Origin of the sequence: Microbacterium sp. NPDC056052, from assembly GCF_042266785.1 — a bacterium.
In the GTDB taxonomy this organism is placed as follows: Bacteria; Actinomycetota; Actinomycetes; order Actinomycetales; family Microbacteriaceae; genus Microbacterium.
Window position 1 is genome coordinate 199,451 of sequence record NZ_JBHJWV010000002.1, and the last position, 22,199, is coordinate 221,649.

General features: G+C 72.0%; 22 protein-coding genes. 17 read left to right on the top strand and 5 right to left on the bottom strand.

The features are described from left to right. Positions 1–23 precede the first annotated feature (23 nt). The 4 genes from ACFC1J_RS05020 to ACFC1J_RS05035 all read left to right on the top strand — a co-directional run bounded on the left by ACFC1J_RS05020 (position 24) and on the right by ACFC1J_RS05035 (position 4,846). On the top strand, positions 24–995 hold the full coding sequence (locus ACFC1J_RS05020) for a carbohydrate ABC transporter permease (RefSeq protein WP_375903092.1): 972 nt from the start codon (positions 24–26) through the stop codon (positions 993–995). Then, positions 992–1,972, top strand: a complete 981-nt coding sequence (locus ACFC1J_RS05025; protein WP_375903094.1) for a carbohydrate ABC transporter permease — start codon at positions 992–994, stop codon at positions 1,970–1,972. Before ACFC1J_RS05020 ends, ACFC1J_RS05025 begins: the two co-directional genes overlap by 4 nt. Next, positions 1,969–3,429, top strand: coding sequence for a family 20 glycosylhydrolase (locus ACFC1J_RS05030; RefSeq protein WP_375903096.1), 1,461 nt, complete (start codon positions 1,969–1,971; stop codon positions 3,427–3,429). The genes ACFC1J_RS05025 and ACFC1J_RS05030 overlap by 4 nt, the downstream gene beginning before the upstream one ends. Positions 3,430–3,556: 127 nt before the next feature. Beyond that, a complete protein-coding gene (locus ACFC1J_RS05035; RefSeq protein ID WP_375903098.1) occupies positions 3,557–4,846 on the top strand; it encodes an alpha-L-fucosidase in 1,290 nt (429 codons plus the stop codon). Between the two features lie 128 nt (positions 4,847–4,974). Here ACFC1J_RS05035 and ACFC1J_RS05040 read toward each other — a convergent pair whose 3' ends face one another. Continuing rightward, entirely contained in the window at positions 4,975–5,541 is a 567-nt protein-coding gene (locus ACFC1J_RS05040; RefSeq protein WP_375903099.1) for an HhH-GPD-type base excision DNA repair protein, read from the bottom strand. 71 nt (positions 5,542–5,612) lie between these two features. Between ACFC1J_RS05040 and ACFC1J_RS05045 the strand changes: the two genes are divergently transcribed. After that, positions 5,613–5,837: an antitoxin gene (locus tag ACFC1J_RS05045; protein WP_292715576.1), complete on the top strand. Its 225-nt coding sequence runs from the start codon at positions 5,613–5,615 to the stop codon at positions 5,835–5,837. Beyond that, on the top strand, positions 5,834–6,217 hold the full coding sequence (locus ACFC1J_RS05050; protein WP_375903101.1) for a type II toxin-antitoxin system VapC family toxin: 384 nt from the start codon (positions 5,834–5,836) through the stop codon (positions 6,215–6,217). The genes ACFC1J_RS05045 and ACFC1J_RS05050 overlap by 4 nt, the downstream gene beginning before the upstream one ends. Positions 6,218–6,316: 99 nt before the next feature. Here the strand turns inward: ACFC1J_RS05050 and arr are convergent, their stop codons facing one another. Then, positions 6,317–6,727, bottom strand: a complete 411-nt coding sequence (gene arr / locus ACFC1J_RS05055; RefSeq protein WP_375903103.1) for an NAD(+)--rifampin ADP-ribosyltransferase — start codon at positions 6,725–6,727, stop codon at positions 6,317–6,319. Positions 6,728–6,756: 29 nt separating this feature from the next. Beyond that, positions 6,757–8,091, bottom strand: coding sequence for a glutamyl-tRNA reductase (locus tag ACFC1J_RS05060; RefSeq protein WP_375903105.1), 1,335 nt, complete (start codon positions 8,089–8,091; stop codon positions 6,757–6,759). 119 nt (positions 8,092–8,210) lie between these two features. On the opposite strand from ACFC1J_RS05060, the gene hemE reads away from it, so the two are divergent. The 9 genes from hemE to hemB all read left to right on the top strand — a co-directional run bounded on the left by hemE (position 8,211) and on the right by hemB (position 15,678). After that, positions 8,211–9,269 (top strand): uroporphyrinogen decarboxylase, encoded by a 1,059-nt coding sequence (hemE, locus tag ACFC1J_RS05065; RefSeq protein ID WP_375903107.1) that lies wholly within the window; start codon positions 8,211–8,213, stop codon positions 9,267–9,269. Further along, positions 9,266–10,807 (top strand): protoporphyrinogen/coproporphyrinogen oxidase, encoded by a 1,542-nt coding sequence (locus tag ACFC1J_RS05070; RefSeq protein WP_375903109.1) that lies wholly within the window; start codon positions 9,266–9,268, stop codon positions 10,805–10,807. Before hemE ends, ACFC1J_RS05070 begins: the two co-directional genes overlap by 4 nt. 108 nt (positions 10,808–10,915) lie before the next feature. Next, positions 10,916–11,317 carry a hypothetical protein gene (locus ACFC1J_RS05075; protein ID WP_375903111.1) on the top strand — a complete coding sequence of 134 codons (402 nt, stop codon included), beginning with the start codon at positions 10,916–10,918 and terminating at the stop codon, positions 11,315–11,317. Position 11,318: 1 nt separating this feature from the next. Beyond that, positions 11,319–11,723 (top strand): phage holin family protein, encoded by a 405-nt coding sequence (locus ACFC1J_RS05080; RefSeq protein ID WP_375903112.1) that lies wholly within the window; start codon positions 11,319–11,321, stop codon positions 11,721–11,723. Continuing rightward, complete coding sequence (locus ACFC1J_RS05085; RefSeq protein WP_375903114.1) at positions 11,713–11,988, top strand: hypothetical protein; 276 nt, start codon at positions 11,713–11,715, stop codon at positions 11,986–11,988. Before ACFC1J_RS05080 ends, ACFC1J_RS05085 begins: the two co-directional genes overlap by 11 nt. 150 nt (positions 11,989–12,138) lie before the next feature. Then, positions 12,139–12,843 (top strand): hydrogen peroxide-dependent heme synthase, encoded by a 705-nt coding sequence (hemQ, locus tag ACFC1J_RS05090; RefSeq protein WP_375903116.1) that lies wholly within the window; start codon positions 12,139–12,141, stop codon positions 12,841–12,843. Further along, entirely contained in the window at positions 12,840–13,871 is a 1,032-nt protein-coding gene (gene hemC, locus ACFC1J_RS05095; RefSeq protein ID WP_375903117.1) for a hydroxymethylbilane synthase, read from the top strand. The genes hemQ and hemC overlap by 4 nt, the downstream gene beginning before the upstream one ends. Before the next feature lie 11 nt (positions 13,872–13,882). Beyond that, positions 13,883–14,677, top strand: coding sequence for a uroporphyrinogen-III synthase (locus tag ACFC1J_RS05100; protein ID WP_375903623.1), 795 nt, complete (start codon positions 13,883–13,885; stop codon positions 14,675–14,677). After that, positions 14,674–15,678, top strand: a complete 1,005-nt coding sequence (gene hemB, locus ACFC1J_RS05105; protein ID WP_375903119.1) for a porphobilinogen synthase — start codon at positions 14,674–14,676, stop codon at positions 15,676–15,678. The genes ACFC1J_RS05100 and hemB overlap by 4 nt, the downstream gene beginning before the upstream one ends. A gap of 33 nt (positions 15,679–15,711) precedes the next feature. Here the strand turns inward: hemB and ACFC1J_RS05110 are convergent, their stop codons facing one another. Further along, positions 15,712–16,839 carry a hypothetical protein gene (locus ACFC1J_RS05110; protein WP_375903120.1) on the bottom strand — a complete coding sequence of 376 codons (1,128 nt, stop codon included), beginning with the start codon at positions 16,837–16,839 and terminating at the stop codon, positions 15,712–15,714. 172 nt (positions 16,840–17,011) lie between these two features. Here ACFC1J_RS05110 and ACFC1J_RS05115 point away from each other — a divergent pair, with 172 nt between their 5' ends. Continuing rightward, positions 17,012–18,334 carry a glutamate-1-semialdehyde 2,1-aminomutase gene (locus ACFC1J_RS05115; RefSeq protein ID WP_375903122.1) on the top strand — a complete coding sequence of 441 codons (1,323 nt, stop codon included), beginning with the start codon at positions 17,012–17,014 and terminating at the stop codon, positions 18,332–18,334. 707 nt (positions 18,335–19,041) lie between these two features. Next, on the top strand, positions 19,042–19,500 hold the full coding sequence (locus tag ACFC1J_RS05120) for a hypothetical protein (RefSeq protein WP_375903124.1): 459 nt from the start codon (positions 19,042–19,044) through the stop codon (positions 19,498–19,500). 141 nt (positions 19,501–19,641) lie between these two features. Here the strand turns inward: ACFC1J_RS05120 and ACFC1J_RS05125 are convergent, their stop codons facing one another. Next, positions 19,642–22,173 carry an ATP-binding cassette domain-containing protein gene (locus tag ACFC1J_RS05125; RefSeq protein ID WP_375903126.1) on the bottom strand — a complete coding sequence of 844 codons (2,532 nt, stop codon included), beginning with the start codon at positions 22,171–22,173 and terminating at the stop codon, positions 19,642–19,644. Positions 22,174–22,199 lie beyond the last annotated feature (26 nt).

The window sequence follows — 22,199 nt, forward strand, 5'->3', positions numbered from 1 at the left end:
GAGTGAGAGGAGGGGGTGAGCAGATGAGAAGACAGCGTTGGTACACGCCGTATCTGCTGGTGCTTCCCGGTGTGGTCTGGGTGCTCGTCTTCGCCCTGTGGCCGTTCCTGAACACGGTGGTGCTCGCCTTCACGGACGCCCGCCCCCTCCGTCCCGTCTCCTTCGTGGGGTTGGACAACTTCACCCGCCTCGCGAGCGATGAGCGGTTCGGCTACGCGCTCACCACGTCGCTCGTGTACGTGCTGGTGTGCGTGCCGCTGCTCACCTTCCTCCCGCTCCTGCTGGCGCTGCTGGTGCGCGCGAAGATCCCAGCGATCGGATTCTTCCGCACGACGTTCTACTTCCCGGTGATCGCTTCGGCCGTGGTCGTCGCGATCGTGTGGGAGTTCCTGTTCTCCAGCACCGGAACGATCAACTCGGCGCTGACGTTCTTCGGACTCGCGGACCGGCCGATCGAATTCCTCTCCGATCGCTGGCTGCTCATCTTCTGCGCGATCGGCCTGACCGTATGGAAGGGCCTCGGCTACTACATGGTCGTGTACCTCGCCGCCCTCGGGAACGTCGGGCGCGAGCTGCACGAGGCGGCCGCGATGGACGGCGCCGGCGCCTGGCGCCGGTTCTGGTCGGTGACCGTGCCCGGTGTGCGCGGACCGATGATGCTCGTCTCGGTGCTCATCTGCGTGGCCGCGGTGCGCGTCTTCACCGAGCTGTTCATCCTCTCCTCCGGATCCGGTGGACCGGGAGGGCGGTCGATGAGCATGGTGATGCTCATCCAGTCGATGGGCAAGGGCCTGAACGGGCAGATCGGCTACGCCTCGGCGATCTCGATCGTGCTGTTCCTGCTGACCCTCATCCCGCTGACCGTGGTCGGCATCGCCAACAATGGCGAGATGATCCGCGACGCCCTCGCGGGCCGTCGCACGCGCCGCGACCTGCGCGCGCAGCAGCGCGCCGAGCGCCGCGATGCCAAGGACCGCGCGGAGGTGGCGGCATGACTTCCTTCCAGACCCCGGGCAGCGCCGGCGTGATCGAGGAGCAGGCGACGGCCGCCCTCCACGCGGCTCAGGATCCGGCCGGCCGCGGGCACCGTACCCGTCCGCCGCGGCGTGAGAAGGCGTACCGCACGCGCGGATCCGCCGACATCATGAAGCCCTCCCTGGCCGGGCTGATCGGCAAGTACGTGCTGCTCGTCGTCGTCCTCGGGATCATGGTGTTCCCGTTCCTGTGGCAGCTCTCCACGTCGTTCAAGGGATCCGCCGAGAACATCTACGGCTTCCCGCCGAGCCTCATCCCGAGCGCTCCCACGCTCGACCACTATGCGGAGGTCTTCCGCACGATCCCGGTGCTCGACTACGCCCGCAACTCGCTGCTGGTCGGCGTCGGCACCGTGATCACCAATGTGATCTTCGCGACCCTCGGCGGCTACGCCCTGGGGTGCCTGAAGTTCCGCGGCAAGGGGATCGTGATGGCGATCTTCTTCTCCACCCTGCTCCTGCCGGGCGAGGTCACGCTGACGAGCCAGTACCTGACGGTCAAGTCGCTGGGGCTGGCGAACACCCTGTGGGGCGTGTTCCTGCCCGGTGCGATCGCCGCGATCAACGTGCTGCTCATGGCCGCAGCCTGCCGAATGATCCCGGCGGACACCCTGGACGCCGCGACGATCGACGGCGCCAACACGATGCAGCGCCTGCGCCACATCGTGTGGCCGAACATCCGCGGCATGGTCTCGGTGGTCGCGCTGTTCGCGTTCATCGGCGCCTGGGACGAGTTCCTCTGGCCGCTCGTGGTGCTCTCGGATCCGGCGAACTACACGCTCACGGTCGGCATGAACTACCTGAACTCGAACTTCGGATCCAATCCGCGCGTGATCGCGGCCGGCACGATGATCGCGCTCGTGCCGATCATCGTCCTCTTCGCCGTCCTGCAGAAGCAGTTCTTCAAGGGCGTCGAGGAGGGGAGCGTCAAGGGATGACGGATCCGGCCCGCTGGATGGCGATCCCGCAGCCCACGGCGTTCGAGCCGGCGGGTGGGAGGTGGCAGCAGGAGCGGGTGCGGGTGATCGCGGCGAGCCGGGGCCTGCGCCGGGAGGCCGAGCGCCTCGAGGCCGAGCTGCGGGCCTGTGGGATCGCGGCGGCCGCCGACGTCTCGGATCCGGTGATCCGACTGCGGCTGAGCCCGCTGGCGACCCGGGATCGCGCCGACGAGTCGTTCACGATCGATGTGGCGGACGACATCGTGGTGACCGCGGCCTCCGCGGCTGGGGTGTTCCGCGCCACCCGGCAGCTGCTGCACAATCTCCGTGCGCAGGGAGCTGTCCCGCGGGGCGCGGTGCAGTCCGCGCCGGCCGTCGCCGAGCGCGGCCTGCACCTCGACGCGGGCCGCAAACACTATCCGGCGGAGTGGATCCGCGCGCAGCTGCACGCCGGCGCGGACGTCGGCGTCAACGTCTTTCAGTGGCACTTCTCCGAGAACCCCGGATTCCGGCTCGAGTCGGAGGCGTTCCCCGAGATCGTCTCGGACGGGCGGATCGGCCGCGCCGAGGCAGCGGACATCGTCGCCACCGCACGCGACCTGCACATCGAGCTGATCCCGTCGCTCGACATGCCGGGCCACCTGCAGCATGTGCTGACGGCGCACCCCGAGCTGAGGCTGCCGGAAGCGCCGGGGCTCGAGACGGATCACGCCCTCGACATCACCCGCGAGGATCCTGTCCGCTTCGCCCTCGCCCTGATCGACGACATGATCCCGGTCTTCCCGCACAGCACCCGCTGGAACCTCGGCGGCGACGAGTTCGTGGACTTCGACCGGATGGCCGAGTTCCCCGCGCTCGCGATGGCCGCCGCGGAGCGCTACGGCGCGCAGGGCACAGGGTTCGACCTGCTCACCGCGTTCGTGAACCGGGTCGCCGTGCATCTGCGGGAGTGCGGCTTCGAGGCGCGCGCGTGGAACGACGGCCTGCTGCGCAGCGCGAGGGAGCGGCTGGATCCCGACGTCGTGCTGACCTGGTGGACGAACTGGAACGCCGGGATGCGCCCCGTCGCGGACGCCGTCGCCGCAGGCCACCGGCTGGTCAACGTCAACGACGCGATGTTCTACTACGTGCTCGGCGAGAACGCGGGCTATCGCTACCCGACCGCGGCGCGCATCTGGGACGCCGACTGGCATCCGGGGCTCTTCCCCGCCCTATGGGGACCCGAAGGGCAGGGCACCGTGCGGCAGGAGCTGGTGCACCCCTATCCCGCACTGCTGCTCGGGGCGTCGTTCGCCGTGTGGTCGGACCGGCCGGACGCGCAGACCCCGGCCGAGGTCGCCCGGGGGATCCGCGAACCGCTGCGCGCGATGGCGGAGCGGTCCTGGAACGCGGGATCCGCCCTGGAGCTTGCGGACTTCGCGGCGCTCGACGTCGCGATCGGGGAAGCCATCGCCTGAGGCCGCGCGTACCGCGCTCAGGACGAAGGCGTCGGATACGCGCTGAGGCAGCGATTCGACGCGCATCCGCCGAATCCCTCCTGAATTGCGGACGTCGGACGGGAGAGCCCGCCTACTCTGAGACTCTGTGACCACCATCTCCGCGCAGACCGCCGCTCTGCATCCCACGGCCGCCCAGCTGCAGTGGCAGCGGGACGGCGTCGGCGTCTTCCTGCACTTCGGGCTCAACACCTTCTACGGCGTGGAGTGGAGTGACGGCACCCTTCCCGCATCCGGATTCGACCCTGCACTTCTCGACGCACGGCAGTGGGTGGCCGCCGCGCGGACGGCGGGAGCCGCGTACGTGGTGCTCACCGCGAAGCACCACGACGGGTTCTGCCTGTGGCCGACCGTGACGACGGACTACTCGGTCGCGGCGAGCCCCTGGCGAGGCGGCCGCGGCGACGTCGTCCGCGAGCTCGCCGATGCCTGTGCCGAAGCGGGGATGGGGCTGGGGCTCTACCTCTCGCCGTGGGACCGGCACGATCCGCGCTACCCGGATCCGGCCGCCTACGACGAGGTCTACTGTGCACAGCTCGTGGAGCTCTGCACGCAGTACGGCGACCTCGTCGAGGTGTGGTTCGACGGCGCCGGATCCGCGGGCCGCGTCTACGACTGGGCGCGGATCACCGGCATCGTGCGGGAGCATCAGCCGGGCGCCGTGATCTTCAACATGGGCGACCCCGACATCCGGTGGATCGGCAACGAGGACGGCCTCGCGGCCGACCCCGTGGAGTACGTCGTCGACGTCACGCCGAACGACGTGCACACCGACGCGATGCTCGGGCTCGGCGGGGCGCGCTACCTGCCGCCGGAGTGTGACGTGTCGCTGAGGCACGGCTGGTTCTGGCAGCCCGGGGATGAGCCGAAGAGCCTCGAGCACCTGCTCGGGATCCACTACCGCTCGCTCGGCCTCGGCGCGAACCTGCTGCTCAATGTCCCGCCGAACCGAGACGGGCTCATCGACGTCGCGGATCTCGCGCGGCTCATGGAGTACGCAGCCGAGCTCGCGCGGCGGTTCGGCGCTCCGCTCGACGGCGAGCTCACGATGCTTGCCGATGGCCGGTGGCGCGTCGACTTCGGAGCGGACGTCGCGATCGACCACCTCGAACTCGAGGAGGGGCTCGCCGAGGGGCAGCGGATCGCGGGCTATCGGGTGCGCGACGGCGATGCCGAGGTCTGCGCCGGCGGGACCGTCGGGGCGCGCCGGCTGCACGCCTTCCCGACCCGCATGGTGCGGTCTCTGGAGATCGCGCTGGATGGGCCGTCGCCCGTGCTCGCCGCCGTGCGCGGCTTCCGCACGGGCGTCGAGTCGGCGCCGGTTGTGCCGTCGACCGAGGACTACCGTGCCGGCGACGCCGACATGATCATGATGTGAGCCACCGGTCCCTGAGCGAGCGCAGCGAGACGGAGGGAGGGCGGTCCCGGTGCCTGAGCGAGCGCAGCGAGACGAAGGGAGGGCGGTCCCGGTCCCTGAGCGAGCGCAGCGAGACGAAGGGCGCCCGGTCAGGCTTTGGCAGCAACCTTCATCGCGCGCTTGTGCTCCCTGACCTTGGTGAGCGACTCGGGCGAGACGATGTCGGCGACCGAACGGAAGGATCCGTCCTCGCCGTAGGGCGCCGAGGCCTCGCGCCAGCCGGCGCCCGAGAAGCCGTACTGCTTGCCGAGCAGGGCCAAGAAGATCTTCGCCTTCTGCTCGCCGAACCCGGGAAGGGTCTTCAGCCGGCGCAGCACCTCGGCGCCGTCCGGATCCCCCCGGGTCCAGAGGTTCGCGGCGTCGCCGTCCCAGTCCTCGACGAGCCTCTCGCACAGGGTCTGCACGCGGGCGGCCATGGAACCAGGGAAGCGATGCACCGAGGGCGACTGCTTGAACGCGGCGAGGAACTCGTCGGGATCGTAGGCGGCGATCGTGGCGGCGTCGACGGCGCCCGTGCGCTGCTCGATCTTGAGCGGGCCGGCGAAGGCGGTCTCCATCGCGACCTGCTGATCCAGCAGCATGCCCACGAGCAGGGCGAGCGGGTTGTCGCTGAGGAGGGTGTCGGCGGCGGTGTCTCCGGTGATGTGAAGGGCCATGGGACCAGTCTCGCATCCGAGCGAAACAGAATACGTGTGCATGCACTACGCATGTGAGATATGCTATTCGCATGACAACGATTCAGGTTCGCAACGTCTCCGACGAGACGAGCCGCGCGCTCAAGGCGAAGGCTGCGCTCGAGGGCCGCTCGCTCAGCGACTATCTGTTGCGCGAGCTCGACCGCCTCGCGACACGTCCGAGTCGTGCCGAGCTCCTGGAGCGGATCGCGAGTCGCGGCGTCGCCACGCTCGAACCGGCTGCGAAGGTCCTCGCCGAGCAGCGACCCGGACGATGACACTCGTCGTCGACGCATCAGCGGTCGCCGAGATCCTGTTCGGAACCGAGGCGGGGCGAAGGGCGGCAGCGCTGATCGATGGGCACGAGCTGCTGGCGCCGCAGCACCTCACGGCTGAAGTCGCCTCCGTCATCCGGGGATGGTCCCTCAGCCGACAGATCACCGATGAGCAGGCGCTGCGTGCGTTCAGCGAGTTCGACGCGCTCGGCGTCGAGCAGATGCCGATGATGTCGATGCTGCCGGCTGTCTACGCACTGCGGCACAACGTCAGCGCGTACGACGCGATGTACGTCGTGCTCGCACGCGCGGCGCAATGCTCGCTGCTGACTCTCGATGCTCGTCTCGCAGCATCCGCTCCGGATTGCGCATTGCTGCCGTAGTTCTTCGTGCGGTCAGAGGGCCCGCCACCCGGGCGTCACACCGTCCTCTTCAAAATGTCCCTTCCCGCCCCGCGCCTGCCCGCGCCGGCGCGGGGCGCCTCAGTTGATGATCTCGCCGCGCTCGTCGGCGAGGAGCGACGCCAGGCGGTCGCGCCAGTCCTGCAGCGCCTCCGGGGTCAACCGGGTCCAGTCGTCGACCTCGGCGACCACGCGGAGCGGATCCGCGCTGCGGTACGAGCGCGTCGGGTTGCCGGGGAACTTCTTGTCGGTGACGTTCGGATCGTCCTCGAAGGCGCCGGTCGGCTCGACGAGGTACACGCGCGGGGCGCCGTCGCCCGCCGCGAGCTCCGCGGCGAGGCCGGCCCCGTCGCGCAGCGCGGTGAAGTAGATGTGGTTCATCACGACCTCGGGCCGGTAGTTCGACCGGAATCCCGCCGTGAGGAGGTCCCCCGGCTGCAGATCAGCCTTGGTTCCGTGGAAGAAGGGACCCTCGTCTGTCACGTCGCTCACCGTCCCAGGCTCATCGTGAGGGCGTCCGTTCAGGCCGTGGCGGCGTCGTCCTGCCGCGCCTCGACCTCGGCGCTGAGGCCGTAGAGCGTCTCGACGGCGGCGATGAACTCGGATCCGCGTCCCTGCGCGGCGAGCTCGTGCGCACGGCTGGTCGGCGTGTGCAGCAGCACGCCCGCGAGGTGGCGCATCGCCTGCTCGACCTGTCCGCCGTCATCACCGCGCTTGCGGGCGCGGTCGATCTCGGCCTCGAGCAGACCGAAGATGTGCGCGCGGAGGGCGACGACCGCCGGGGTCACGCTCTCGCGGGCGCCGACCTCGTGGAATGTCGCGGCGGCGGCGCGCACGATCGAGCGGGCGGCGTCGGTCGCCTGCAGCTCCTCGAGCGGCGCGTGCAGGCGGATGGTCTCCAGGTCGAGCAGGGCGACGCCCTCGACCTGGGCGACGTCGGGCGTCACGTTGCGCGGCATGCCCAGGTCGACGATGAGCTGCGACGGCGTCGCGCCGACGGAGAAGCCGTGGCCCGGGATCGGGCAGTCGACGGCCGAGCCGTCCGGCGTCGGCAGCGCGGACAGCGCCGGCCCGCGGCCCTCGCGCAGGGTCGCGGCATCGAGCACGGGCTGCTCGGCGCTCGTGCAGGTGATCACGATCGAGGCGTGCGCGGCGGCGCGGGCGTACTCCGCCTTGGGCAGCGCGCGGATGCCGTGCTTCGCGGCGAATGCGGCGCCGCGTCCCGAGGGCGAGTGCACGCTGATGTCGTGGGCGCCGCGCTCGCGGAGCGTCGCCAGGGTCACCGCGGCATAGGCGCCGGTGCCGACGAGCAGCACGCGGGCGGCGCTCCAGTCGGCGATGCGGCTATCGGCCAGCTCGAGGGCGAGGCGCACGAGCGACCGCCCTGCGCGCCCCAGGGCGGTGTCGTTCTTGACCTTGCGCTGCGCCTCGCTCGCGCGCTGGAACAGGCGCTCGAGCTCGGGGGAGGTGGTGCCGTGCGAGCGGGCCGAGGTGAGCGCGCGCCGCACCTGGCCGGCGATCTCGCCTTCGCCCGAGACCACGGACTCGAGTCCGGACGCGACGGCGAAGAGGTGCTCCACGACCCGGGCGCCGGAGTGCACGGCAGAGGAGGCGTTGAGGGTGTCGGCGGGGATGCCGCTGCGCTCCGAGACGGTGCTCAGGATCCGGGCGACATCGCTCTCGTCGGCCGTGCCGTCGACGTCGACATAGGCCTCGAAGCGGTTGCAGGTCGCGAGCACGACGGCGCCCTTGGATCCTTCGGAAAGGGATCCGGCCAGGTCATCCGGGGTGCGACTGAGTCGTTCGAGGAGGTCGAAGGGGGCGGTCTTGTGATTCGCCGTGACGCAGAGCAGCACCCTGGGAGTTTACGCCTCGCGCCCTTTGCGGATCCTGGGTGCGGTCGCGGGGCGACACGGAACCGGCTGCCCGACGGATCCCCATTCGCTGCAAAGCAGAGGTCAGGGAGAATGGATCCATGCCCCTCAACGACGCCCCCCTGCTGCGCGCCCTCGCCGGAGACCGCCCCGACACCGCCCCCGTGTGGTTCATGCGCCAGGCCGGCCGCTCGCTGCCCGAGTACCGCGACCTGCGGGTCGGCACCCGGATGCTCGACGCATGCCTCACCCCCGACCTCGCCGCGGAGATCACTCTGCAGCCCGTGCGCCGGCACAAGGTCGACGCGGGCATCTTCTTCAGCGATATCGTCGTGCCCCTGCGCCTCGCCGGCGTCGAGGTCGAGATCGAGCCCGGTCGCGGCCCGGTCTTCGCCGAGCCCGTGTGCACAGCGGCCGACGTCGACCGGATCACGGCGATCGACCCGGCGTCCCTCGACACGACGCAGATCGCGGAGGCGGTGCGCCTCGTCGTCGCCGAGCTCGGCGACACCACCCCGCTGATCGGCTTCGCGGGGGCGCCGTTCACGCTCGCGGCCTATCTCGTCGAGGGCGGGCCCTCGAAGGAGCACCTGCGCGCCAGGGCGATGATGCACACGGATCCGGACTCGTGGAACCGGCTCGCGGGCTGGCTCGCGCAGATCTCCCGCACCTTCCTCGACGCGCAGCGCGCGGCCGGGGCGAGCGCCGTGCAGCTCTTCGACTCCTGGGCGGGTTCCCTCAGCCCGGCCGACTACCGGGCCTTCGTCGCCCCGCACTCGGCCGCCGCCGTCGATGGGATCGACGCCCCGGTCATCCACTTCGGCGTCGGCACGGGGCCGTTCCTCGCCGACATGCGCCTGGACGGACGCGCCGACGCGGTCGGCGTCGACTGGCGCCTGCCGCTCGACGAGGCCGTCGCCCTGCTCGGCGACGACGTGACCGTGCAGGGCAACATCGACCCCGCGCTGCTCACGGCGCCCTGGCCCGTGCTCGAGGCGCACGTCCGCGACGTGCTGCGCCGCGGCACCGCCGCCCGCGCGCACATCCTGAACCTCGGCCACGGCGTGCCGCCCGAGACCGACCCCTCTGTGCTCACCCGCATCGTCGAGCTCGTGCACGAGGTCCGCACGGAGCCCGCGGCCGCCGGAGCGGCGCGATGAGCATGTCGGATCCGGGGCGCCCCCAAGACCCGGCACCCGCCGCCGACCCGGCGCACACCCCGGAGCTCGCCGCGAAGGCGGCGCACCTGCGCGTCGCCGTGATCGGCGGCGGCGTCGCCGGGCTCGTGGCGGCGGAGTCGATCGCAGCGATCGGCGCGCACGCGACTGTGTTCGAGGCCCAGGAGCGGGCCGGTGGCGCGGTGCAGCAGGGCGAGGCCGACGGGATCGCCTTCGACGCCGGCGCCGAGAGCTTCGCCGTGCGCGGCGGACACGTGCGCGCGCTGCTGTCCGACCTCGGCCTCGACGAGCGGGTCGTCTCGCCCGAGCCGGGCGGCGCCTGGGTCGCGGGCATCCCCGGCGGCGCCGCCCCGCTGCCCCGGGGCGGCCTGCTCGGCATCCCGGCGAACCCCTTCGCCGAGGACGTGCGCCGCGTGATCGGCGGGAACGGCACCTGGCGCGCCTGGCTGGATCGCGTACTGCCCCCGCTCACGATCGGCCACGACCACAGCCTGGGCCGTCTCGTGCGCAAGCGCATGGGCGCCCGTGTGCTGGACCGCCTCGTGGCCCCGGTCAGCACGGGCGTCTACTCCGCGCACCCCGACGACATCGACGTCGACGTCGCCGCGCCGACCCTGAACGCGGCTCTGACCCGGACCGGATCCCTCTCCGGCGCGGTCGCCGAGATCACCGGCGGATCCGGGCGCGCTCCCGGTGCGGCCGTGCAGGGACTCGCCGGCGGCATGTCGAGCATGGTCGACGCGCTGATCGCCCGCATCGAGCTGCTCGGATCCGAGGTGCGCACCGGCGCTCCGGTCGAGGGGCTCGCGCGCGCCGACGACGGCTGGACCGTCCTGGTCGCGGATCCGGAACCGGCGACGGGGACGGAGTCCGAGGGGGTCGAGGGCGGCCGCGAGGACGCGGCCGCCGCCCGGCCCCGCTTCGACGCGGTGATCGTCGCCGCCGACGAGGCGACGGCGCGCCGGCTGCTCGCCCCGCACGTGCCGGAGCTCGCCGCGGTCGCAGCAGGATCCTCGCCGCGCATCGAGATCGTCACCCTCGTCCTGGACGCTCCCGAGCTCGACGCCGCTCCTCGCGGATCCGGCGTGCTCACGGTGCCCGGATCCCACACCGCGAAGGCCCTCACCCACAGCACGGCGAAGTGGGCTTGGCTGCGCGAGCGGGCGGGATCCCGGCACGTCGTGCGGGTGTCCTTCGGCTCGGCGGGGGAGGATCCGGCGACCGGTGCCCTCGACGACGAGGCGGCGGGGATGCTCGCGCTGGCCGAGGCCTCGGCGCTCCTCGGCGTCGCCCTTCGTCCCGCGCAGCTGCGCGGCAGCCACCGGGCGCGGTTCGTGCAGGCGCAGCCCTCCGCGGTGCTGGGCGCGGCCGAGCGGCGCACCGCGGCGTCGGCGGCGGTCGCGGCCGTGCCGGGTGTCGCAGCAACCGGGGCGTGGCTGAGCGGCACGGGCCTCGCGCAGGTCGTCCCGCACGCGAAGGCCGAGGCCGAGCGCATCCGGCACGCCCTGCTCTGGGACTGACGACTCGGACATCGCCGTCGTTACGCGGTCCTCCGGCCGATAGATGCCGAAATCGGCATACAGGGTTACGCTGGAGGTCCGCAGAGACCGCAATCGTGAGGAGACCCCATGAAGGGGAAGATCGGACTCGTCGTCGGACTCGGCGTCGGATACGTGCTGGGGACCCGTGCAGGGCGCGAGCGCTACGAACAGATCAAGAAGCAGTGGCTCAAGGTCTGGCACCTCGACCCGGTGCAGGCGCAGGTGCACAAGGTGCAGGACTTCGCGAAGACGCAGGCGGCCGCCGTGCCGCAGGCGCTGTGGACCGGCGCCGTGAAGATCGTCAAGGCCGTCACGTCCGACGGAACGCCCGGCGAGCGCGTGGACTCCACCATCGCGAGCGGCAAGACGGTCGCGGCCGAGGTCAAGCAGGCCGCGGAGGAGACCGTCGCGGCAGCCGAGGGCAAGACCAAGCCCCGCACGGCGTCCGGCGCGAAGAGCGCGCCGAAGAAGCCCACCGCGGGCGCCTGACATGGCCGGTGACTTCCGGGATCGCGCCGACGACAGCCTGCTGACGCTGCTCGGCGACCTGCCCGACCTCGTCAGCAACCTGGTCAAGGCCGAGATCGACGCCGCCAAGACCTGGATCTCGCGGACCGCGAAGGACGCCGGCATCGGCAGCGTCTGGTTCCTGGTCGCGCTGTTCTTCCTGTTCTGGACCGTGCCGGTCGTGCTCGTGTTCGCGATCGCCGGGCTCTCGTCGTGGTTCCCGGTCTGGCTCTCGGCGATCATCACGTTCGGGATCCTGCTGCTCGCCGTGCTCGTGTTCGCGCTGCTCGGGATCCTGAAGTTCCGCAAGGTCCTGCGCCGGGAGAACCCCGCGCAGGCCGTCGCGACCGACATCCGCATCGTGAAGGAGGCCGGCGATGGCCGTTGACCCGGTGAACGTCCCGCGCACCGCCGTGCCGAACGGGATCGTCGATCCCGTCGCGTCGGCCCGTGCCGAGCTGAAGGCGGCGCTGCTCGCGATCGAGGAGAAGGGCAACGTGCCCCGCCGCCTCGAGAAGGCGACCGTCGAGGGCAAGGTCAAGCTGCGCGCGTTCGCGCGGCACAACCCGGTCGGCGCTGTGGTGGCGGCCGTCGGCGTCGCCGCGGTCGTCGGCGGCATCGTCTGGGCAGTCGCCCGCAGCATCGCGCGCTGACCCGCACCTTCCCCCTGCCCCCGTTCCGCCCTCTTCTCTGACCGCGAGACTCCAACTGGGCGACGAGACTGCATGTCAGGTGCGCAGTCTCGTCGCCCAGTTGGAGTCTCGCGGTCTGCAGCTCATAGCTGGAGGGGGCAGACTGGATCCATGGCCGAAGCTGCAGAAACGCCCGTGCTCGCCGCCGACTCCGACGCCTCGCCCCAGGGTTTCACCCTGTGGGCCGTGTGGCGCCGCGACCCCTCCGCCCCCGTGGTCGAGTCCGACGCGACCGAGCTGGAGGACATCGTCCGTCTCATCGAGGACGGGGGGATCTCCGTCCGCGGGTTCTACGACGTCTCCGGGCTCAAGGCCGACGCCGACCTCATGGTGTGGCTGCACGGCCCCAGCCCCGAAGAGCTGCAGAAGGCCCTGCGGCGCCTCCGCCGCACCGAGCTCCTGCGCACCCTGCTGCCGACCTGGAATGTGATGGGCGTGCACCGCGATGCGGAGTTCAACCGCGCGCACGTGCCCGGCTTCCTGCGCGGCGTCGACGCGAAGGACTGGCTCTGCCTGTACCCGTTCGTGCGCACGCCGGAGTGGTATCTGATCGAGGAGGACGAGCGCCGCCGCATGCTCGCCGAGCACGGCCGCAAGGGCGCCGCCTTCCGCGGCGTCATCGCCAACACCGTCGCCGCCTTCGCGCTGGGCGACTACGAGTGGCTGCTGCCGCTCGAGGCGGACGACCCGACCGAGCTCGTGGACCTCATGCGCGACCTGCGCTACACCGATGCGCGCCGCTACGTGAAGGAGGAGGTGCCCTTCTACACCGGGCGCCGCCTGCGCTTCGAGGAGATCCCCGAGGTCCTGCAATGACCGCTGCCGGCGACGTCATCCGCCTCGGCACCCGCCGCAGCGCTCTGGCCCAGGCCCAGTCCGGCCACGTGGCGAAGGCGCTCGAGGCGGTCTCGGGACGCCGGGTCGAGCTGGTCCCGATCACGAGCGAAGGCGACACCAACCGCGCGTCACTCAGCGAGATCGGCGGGCAGGGCGTGTTCGCCACGGCCCTCCGCGATGCGCTGCGACGGGGCGAGTGCGACATCCTGGTGCACTCCCTGAAGGACCTGCCCACGCAGGTGCCGGACGACCTCGTCATCGCCGCGATCCCGGCGCGCGCCGATGCCCGCGACGTGGCCGTCACCCGCGACGGCACGCCGCTGCACGAACTGAAGGCCGGATCCGCGATCGGCACCGGATCCCCTCGCCGCATCGCGCAGGTGCACGTCCGCAACCCGCGCCTGCACACGGCGGATCTGCGCGGCAACGTCGACTCCCGGCTGCAGCGCGTCGCATCGGGCGAGCTCGACGCCGTGATCCTCGCCGCCGCCGGGCTCGACCGGCTCGACGGCGACCCGCTCGGAGGGCTGAAGGCCGAGCCGCTCGGGCTGGCCGAATGGCCGACCGCACCGGGGCAGGGCGCGCTCGCGGTGGAGACGACCGCCGACGCTCCGGCAGAGCTGCTCGCGGCGCTCGCCGCCCTCGACGACGAGGCCACCCGCATCGCCGTCACGGCCGAGCGGGCGGTGCTGGAGGGCCTCGACTCCGGCTGTCAGGCGCCGATGGCCGCGCACGCCGAGGTCATCGACGGGGACCTGCGCGTGCGGGCCGTGGTCTACGCCCCGCGCGACGGCTGGCGGATCGGGATCGACGTCACGGAGCCGCTGCATCCAGACTCCGTGAAGGTGGGGGCACCGGGCGAGGAGTATATTCATCCCAACGGCAGTGGCAACGGTGCGGACTCTGCCGATGGTGCAGACCCGATCAGCGCATCACGCGCGATCGGGTTGTCTGTTGCCCATCGGCTGCTCGAACGTGGGGCGGCTGACCTCCTTCCCCGCCCCTGAATCCGATGATGATGACTGAATCGAAGCAAGAGGCCAAACCGCTCACCGGGTGGCGCGTGCTCGTGCCGCGCGGAGGTCCCTGGGGCGACGGCGTGGCGGCCAGCCTCCGCGCGCAGGGAGCGGTGCCCGTCGTGGCCCCTCTCATCAACTTCGCGCCCACGAACGACCAGGCGGCCCTCGACGACGCCCTCGCGAAGCTCTCGGCCGGTGAGTTCGACTGGCTCACCATCACCAGTGCGACCACGGTCGATGTGCTCTTCGCGCACCGTGCGGAGATCCCCGCCACCACCAAGATCGCCGCAGTCGGGGAGACCACCGCAGCCGCGCTGGCCGCGGTCGGCTACCACGTCGATCTCGTCCCGGAGGACGACAACTCCGCAGAGGGGATGGCCGGGCAGCTCATCGCCCTCGAACCCGAGCCGAAGCGGATCCTGACCCTGCGCAGCGAGATCGCCAAGCCGCTGCTGACCAAGTCGCTGATCAAGGCAGGGCACGACGTGTCCAGCGTCGTCGCCTACCGCACGGTCGGCGTGCCGGTGACCGAGCGGATCATGCGCGACGTGCAGAACGGCCGGATCAACGCGATCCTCGTCACGAGCGGATCCGTCGCGGAGCAGGTGCGCGAGCAGTTCCCCGACATCCCCGACTCCACGCTGCTCGCGGCGATCGGCCCTCGCACCGCGAAGGACGCCAAGAGGGCGGGCCTGCCGATCACCGTGGTCGCCGACAAGCAGACGGTCGACGCGCTCATCGACGCGGTCTCGCAGTTCACCCTTCCGCACGCCGCCGACGAGTTCGCCCCGTGAGCGCTGGACTCGGCGCGTCGGCCGGCTTCCCCGACGTCCGCCCGCGGCGGCTGAGGCAGTCCGCGGCGGTGCGCTCCCTGGCGCGCGAGACGGACCTGCTTCCGCGCCATCTGGTGCTCCCGGCGTTCGTGCGCGAGGGGCTGACCGATCCGGTGCCGATCGGATCCATGCCCGGCGTCCTGCAGCACTCGCTCGACTCCCTCCGCCGCGCCGCCGTCGAGGCGGCGGAGGCGGGCGTCACCGGCATCATGCTCTTCGGAGTGCCCGCCGTGCGCGACGCCGTGGGATCCGGCGCCGACGACCCGGAGGGGATCCTCAACGTCGCGACCGCCGCACTGGCCGCGGAGGTCGGCGACGCTCTCGTCGTCCAGACCGACCTGTGCCTGGACGAGTTCACCGACCACGGCCATTGCGGCGTGCTCGCGGCGGACGGATCCGTCGACAACGACGCGACCCTGGAGCGGTACGTCGCGATGGCGCTCGCGCAGGCGCGCGCCGGGTCGCAGCTGCTGGGCCTGAGCGGAATGATGGACGGCCAGGTCGCCGCGGTGCGCCACGCGCTCGACGCGGAGGGCCTCCGGGACGTGCTGCTGCTCGGCTATGCGGCGAAGTACGCGAGCGCGTTCTACGGCCCGTTCCGCGAGGCCGTCGACTCGCAGCTGCAGGGCGACCGCCGCACCTACCAGCTCGACCCGGGCAACCGGCGCGAGGGCGTGCGCGAGGCGCTCCTGGACGAGGCAGAGGGCGCGGACGTCGTCATGGTGAAGCCCGCGATGGCGTTCCTCGACGTGATGCGCGAGGTGCGCGACGCCGTGCGGGTGCCCGTGTGGGCCTATCAGGTGTCGGGCGAGTACGCGATGATCGAGGCCGCCGCGCAGAACGGCTGGCTCGATCGCGAGCGCACGATCCTGGAGTCCCTGCTGTCGATCCGCCGCGCCGGTGCCGACGTCGTGCTGACCTACTGGGCGACCGAGGCCGCCCGCTGGCTCGCCCGCGGCTGAAGCCTTTCCTGGCCGGGATGACCAGCGCACGCATCATCGCAGCGGCGGCCACCAGCTCGCGTCCGCACCGCCGCCGGTGCTGCCGCTGTAGCCGACTCTGGCTCCGCCGTGCGCGCCGCACCATGCGTCCGACACCGGCTGATCCGCCGACTGCCACCAGGACCCGGCCGTCGCAGTGATCCGGAACGGCGCGTCGCCGTCCGTCGTGAACCTCAGCTCCGCGCCCTGCGGCCCGCTGGCTGAGATCTCCATCGGCGCCTCCTGATCCAGGGTGACCGTCCAGCCGGCATTCGTGAGCGCCTTCGTCAGCGCGTCGTGGTCGAGCTCCAGGCTTGCCGCATGGCGGAATGCGATGCGCAGCCGGTACGCGTCCCACCCGAGCCCGTCGTCGTTCAGAGACTCCGCGCACGCCTCTTGCGCTTCCCACTCCTGCGGTGCCACGGCGGCGCGCAGATCGGAGACCACCCGCTGCACCGCGTCGTAGCGCTGCTCCGCGAGCGCGATCTGCTTCTCGGCCGTGCGGGCCGTCGCCTGCGCGCGGACTTCGCCGGCGGCGTCCCCCTGCATCTGCCCGGTCGCGACACCGAGTCCTCCGACAGCCGCGAGCAGCAGCGGCGCCAATCCGAACCCGGCCCATCCGAGGCCCTCCCACCGCCGGGCATGCCCGATCGCCGCACGGCCGGATGCCGTCACGAGCAGCAGTACCCAGGCCGCGATCCCGCAGGCGATCGCCGCGACGAAGACCCAGGTCGTGAACACTCCGCCCGCGGGACCGCCGGCCAGCTGCTGCAGCAGCGACGGCACCGGCACCGAGTCGGAGGGGCCTGATGCGATCGTGCGATCCGGCATGGCGATCACGAATGCCACCCAGCTCCACCACAGCAGGATCAGCACCGGCACCTGCCGCGCCGGCGTCGCACTCGCGCCCGCTCGACGCTGAACGACGCGAGGCAGCGATCCCAGGCCGCCTGCCAGAGGGACGAACAGCGGCGAGGTCAGCACGATGATGAAGGACAGTTCGCCATGAGCGGTGCTCACACGCCACAGACAGAACAGCGCCACGCCGATCGGCAGGAGCCAGGCCAGCCACGGCCAGATCCGCCAGGTGGCCCGCCGCAGGGCGGACGTGCGGTGCCGGAGCTCCGGCGGATGCTGCTGCATCCCGTCACGCTAGCCGCGCACCCTGAACGATCGGCGTCAGCCCCTGAGCCGCTCCGGCCGATCTGCAGCACGCGAAACGCGTCGATGGCTCTCTGAGGGAGCCGTCTGCGGCCTTCGAAGCGATGAGGTTCGCTCGGGAGAGCGGCACAGGATCCTCCGGGAGAATGGATCCATGACCGACCGCAATGACGACCTGTTCGACGCCGCCCGTGCCGTGATCCCCGGCGGGGTGAACTCGCCCGTGCGCGCCTACGGATCGGTCGGCGGCACGCCGCGGTTCCTCGCGAGCGCTTCCGGCGCGACGGTCACCGATGCCGCAGGCACGACCTACCTCGACCTCGTCGCGTCCTGGGGCCCTGCGCTGCTCGGGCACGCACATCCCGAGGTCGTCGCGGCCGTGCAGGAATCGGCGACCCGTGGCCTGTCCTTCGGAGCTCCGACCGAGGGCGAGGTCGAGCTCGCCGCCCTCATCGCCGACCGGGTGCGGCACGGCGACGCCCGCCCCGTCGAGCGCGTGCGGCTGGTCTCCACGGGCACCGAGGCGACGATGACCGCGATCAGGCTCGCCCGCGGTGCGACCGGACGCGACCTTCTCGTGAAGTTCGCCGGACACTACCACGGTCACTCGGACGGCCTGCTGGCGGCGGCCGGCTCCGGTGTCGCGACCCTCGCCCTGCCCGGATCCGCGGGCGTCCCCGCTCCGATCGCGGCGCAGACGCTCGTCATCGACTACAACTCCCCGGAGGCGCTCGCGGCGGTGTTCGCCGAGCACGGCGACCGGATCGCGGCCGTGATCGTCGAAGCCTCCGCGGCGAACATGGGCGTGGTCGCACCGCAGCCCGGATTCAACCCCCTCATCGCCGAGACCGCGCATGCGCACGGCGCCCTCATGATCCTTGACGAGGTGCTCACCGGTTTCCGCGTGCACCCGGCCGGATTCTGGGGCCTGCAGCAGGCTGCGGGCGAGGAGTACCTGCCCGACATCATCACGTTCGGCAAGGTCGTGGGCGGCGGGATGCCGCTCGCCGCGCTCGGCGGCCGTGCCGAGGTCATGGACCAGCTGGCTCCGACCGGGCCGGTGTACCAGGCCGGCACGCTGAGCGGGAACCCGCTCTCGGTCGCCGCGGGCCTGGCGACCCTGCGCCTCGCGACGCCCGAGGTGTACGCCAGGATCGACGCTGCGGCGGAGCGTCTGTCCGGAGCGCTCGACCGCGCTCTGACCGATGCCGGCGTCGCGCACGCGGTGCCGCGCGCGGGCAACCTGTTCGGCGTGGCCTTCGCGTCGGAGGCCCCGCGCGACTACGCCGCGGCTCAGGCGCAGCAGGTGTTCCGGTACGCGCCGTTCTTCCACGCGATGCGCGAGCAGGGCGTGGCGCTGCCGCCGAGCGTGTTCGAGGCCTGGTTCCTCACGGCCGCCCACGGAGACGCGGAGCTCACGGCGATCGAGGCGGCGCTGCCCGCCGCCGCCGAGGCCGCAGCCCGCGCGACGGCCTGACGGCCGGTTTAGGGGCGCTCTCTCACGTTCTGGGGCGCAGCCTGCGGGGATTCCCGGGTGAGACGCGCCCCAAAACGGAGGGATGCGCCCCAAGTCCGCACTGGACCCACCGGCCAGATCTGGCCGGACCCGGGCCCAGCATGGTCGGATCCTGGCCCATCGTGGTCGGATCCCGGTCGTCCACGGGGTCGAAGCCGGTTCGGGGCGCTCTCTCACGTTTTGGGGCGCACCCTGCCGGGAATCCGGGCCGCGGCGCGCCCCAGAACGTGAGGACGCGCCCCAAAGTCTGCGTCCCCGGCACAGGCCGCCGCTCGTCGACGGGAACCCTACCTACGAGACCCCCCGACCAGGTTCGGGCCTACGAGACCCCGACCGGGGCCGGCCCCGTCCCGGCTCCCCCTTGCCTCGTTTGGGGCGCATTTCGATGTTTTGGGGCGTACCCCGCCAAGAGTCCGGGTCGTGACGCGCCCCAAAACGTGCGGACGCGCCGCAAACGGACCGCCAAACGGACCCCCGAACCGCCCCCCGAACCGACCCCCGAACGGACCGCCGATCCGACTCCGATCCGCACCCGAACCGACCCCGAACTGCACATCCGACGGCGCCCCCGCCGACCGTCGCACTTGTCGGACTTCGCCAGCGGGATCGTTGCCGTCCTGTGAGGTGCCTCGCGGGCGGATCCGGGGCTGCGCTGGCAGACTGGGGGGATGGTGACGCTGCTGCTGGATCGGACCCGCCTCGAGGTGGAGCTCTCTCCTCTCGAGCGCGCCGTCTCGTTCCGCCGCGACAACCTGCACATCGCCCGTGAGGCGATCGTCAAGGTGCAGCTCACGGATGACGCCTGGACGTGGCTGCGCGGAGTCGGCAGCCCTGGCACGCATGTGCCTCTCGTGCTCGCGGCCGGTACCTGGAAGTCGGCGAACGGCGACGACTTCGTGCTCATCCGACGGCACAAGCCCAGCGTCGTGATCGACCTCGAGGGCGCGGAGTTCCAGCGACTCGTCCTCACCACGCGGCACGGTCTGGCGCTCGCTCAGGCGCTGCGCCTCGATGCGAGCTCCGAGCTCGCCGAGGTGACCGACATCGCCGCGACCGGCGCGATCCCCGTCGCCGGGCCCTCCGGAACCCGCGGACGCAAGCGCAAGCCCTCGCCCCGTCCCGCCTGACGGCGCGGAGCAGCCGGGCTGAGCCCCGAGGGGATGTCCGCCCGCGTGCGCCGCGAAGCCGCGTCCGCCTCGACGACGCTCTGACGCCGAAGCGGCGACCGTCCTCGGACGATCGCCGCTTCGTGCGGATGCCCTCCCGGGTCAGTGCCCGTGGTGCTCCGCGTGGTTGTCGCCCTCGGGGTGCTCGTCGTCCTGACCCTGCTCGTGCGGAGCCTCCTCGCCATGCTGCTCCTCCGACGAGGCTGGCGCGTCCTGCCCGTCGGCGTTCTCGCCGCTGGGGCCGGGCGTGTAGGAGGGAGCGTCGTCCGTGAAGAACGCGCGTGCGGCCGCGGCGAGCGACGCGCTGACGGCGGCCGCGCGGGGGTCGTCGTCCTGGTGGATCTCGCCCTGCGTCACGTCCTCGAGGTCGTCGTCCTCATCGGGCGTCTCGTCGAGGATGACCTGGATCTCCTGGGTGCGTCCATCGGCGAGAGCCGCGAAGATCTCGATGCCGGCGATCTCGGTGGTCTCGGTGCTCGGCTCGGGGGTGGCGAACTCTCCGTCGGCGGTCGGCGCCGTGATGACCGTGGTCGCCGCCGTCGGGGCGTCGTCGATGTCGCCGTGCTCGGCGCTCTCGTCCTCCGCGTCGCCTCCGCTCTCCGCGTCGCCCTCGTTGGCGTCCTCCGGGGACTGAGCGGCCGACGGCACGCCGGTGATCAGATCGTCGAAAGACACCGGCGCCGCATCCGGGATGGTCAGGGCGGCGGTCTCGAAGGATCCGAGCGCGGCGCCGTCCGCGTCCGTCTCGCCATCGGCGGCGTGCGTGAGCGGGGCGTCCTGCTCGTCGGCGCCGGACCCGGTGTCGGTCCCGGCGGGATGCTCGGCGTCCTCCGCATCCTCGTGGTGCGCCTCGCCCGGCGTGTAGTCGGCGACGATGGGGGCGGTCAGCGCGACCCCCGCGGCGATCGCGCCCTCGTCGCGCGCATCCTCGGATGACCCCTCGGATTCGTCGGCCGAGTCCGTCGCGTCGGTGGCGGCGTTCTCGTCGTCGGCCGGCTCCGCGTCCCCGGGTGCCTCGGAGTCGGACGACTCGGACTCGGACTCGGACGATGTCGGCTCCGCGTCCTCCGCCGGGGCCTCTGCATCCGTGCCCTCGCCGAGGTCGGCGACCGGCCCCGCGGATCCGTCCTCGGCAGAGGCATCCTCGTCGGAGTCGGAGTCGGAGTCGGAGTCGGAGTCGGAGTCGGACGGCTCGGCGCTCTCGGCCCCGTCCTCGGCAGCCTCGCCCTCGGCACCCTCGTCGTCGGAAGCGTCCTCGTCGCCGGAAGCAACCCCGGAAGCGTCCTCGCCTTCAGCCTCGGCGCCTTCAGCCTCGGCGCCTTCACCCTCGGAACCCTCGGCGTCTTCCGCCGCGGCGTCGTCCGTGGCCCCGGATCCCTCGGCCGACGCGTCTTCCGCGCCTTCGTCCTCGCCCGTGGCCGACTGCGCGGCGGCGAACTCGGCGGCCTCGCGGCGGGTGGTCGGAATCGCGACCGTGCCCTCGGCCGGGGCGGCCTCGGCCGCGGCTCCGAAGAGACCGGCCACGCCGGCGCTCGCGGCGGCCATGACCGGGACAGCCGCTGCGGCCCCGAAGAGGCCTGCGGTGGGAACGTGCTCGGCGTCCGCCTGGCCGCCCTCGCCCGAAGCGTCCGCCGCCCCGGTCCCGTCTTCGGCCGGATCCGACGCCGCGCCGGATCCCGGCTCCTCGACGGCGGCGACCGCGGGAGCGCCCACGACCGGGATCGAACCCGTGAGCGGGTCGCGACGGCCGTGCACGAGGTCGAGGAAGACCTCCTCCAGGCTCGGTCCGCGCTGCAGCAGCGTGGTGAGCGCGAGGCCGGCGGAGGCGGCGACGGCGCCGACCGCCGCGGCGTCGGTGTTGTGCACCGTCAGGCCCGACCGCAGTACGTCGAAGGTCAGCCCGGCGTTCTGCAGGGCGGCTGCGAGCGCCGCGCGGTCATCGGCGTCGACGACGACCGATCCCGTGGTCGGATCCGAGAGCTTGCCGATGCTGTCCGCGTAGACCAGCCGGCCCTTGGAGAGCACGAGCACGTTGTCGGCGATCTGCTCGATCTCGCTCAGCACGTGCGAGGAGACCAGCACGGTGCGGCCCTCGTCGGCCAGGCGGCGCATGAGCAGGCGCATCCAGCGGATGCCTTCGGGGTCGAGGCCGTTCGCGGGTTCGTCGAGCACGAGCGCGCCCGGGTCGCCGAGCAGGGCGCCGGCGACGCTGAGGCGCTGCCGCATGCCGAGGGAGTATGCGCCGATGCGCGTCTCGGTCTCGTTCTGCAGGCCCACGAGGGAGAGCACCTCGTCCACCCGCGAGAGCGGGATCCCGTTCGCCTTCGCGGCGATGGAGAGCTGGCGCGGGGCCGTGCGGCGCGGCCGGTAGACGGCCTCCTCGAGGACGGATCCGACGGTGCGCAACGGGTGGCGCAGGTCGGCGTGCGGGACGCCGCCGATGGTCGCGGTGCCCGAGGTCGGGCGGATCTGGCCGAGCATCATCCGCAGCGACGTCGTCTTGCCGGCGCCGTTCGGCCCGAGGAATGCGGTCACCGCCCCCGGCTCGATCCGGGCGGAGAGGTCGTCGACGGCGGTGAGAACGCCGAAGCGCTTCGTCGCATGCGAGAACTCGAGCACTTGTCCGTCGGTCATCCGCGGCCTCTCATAGATACAGCAGT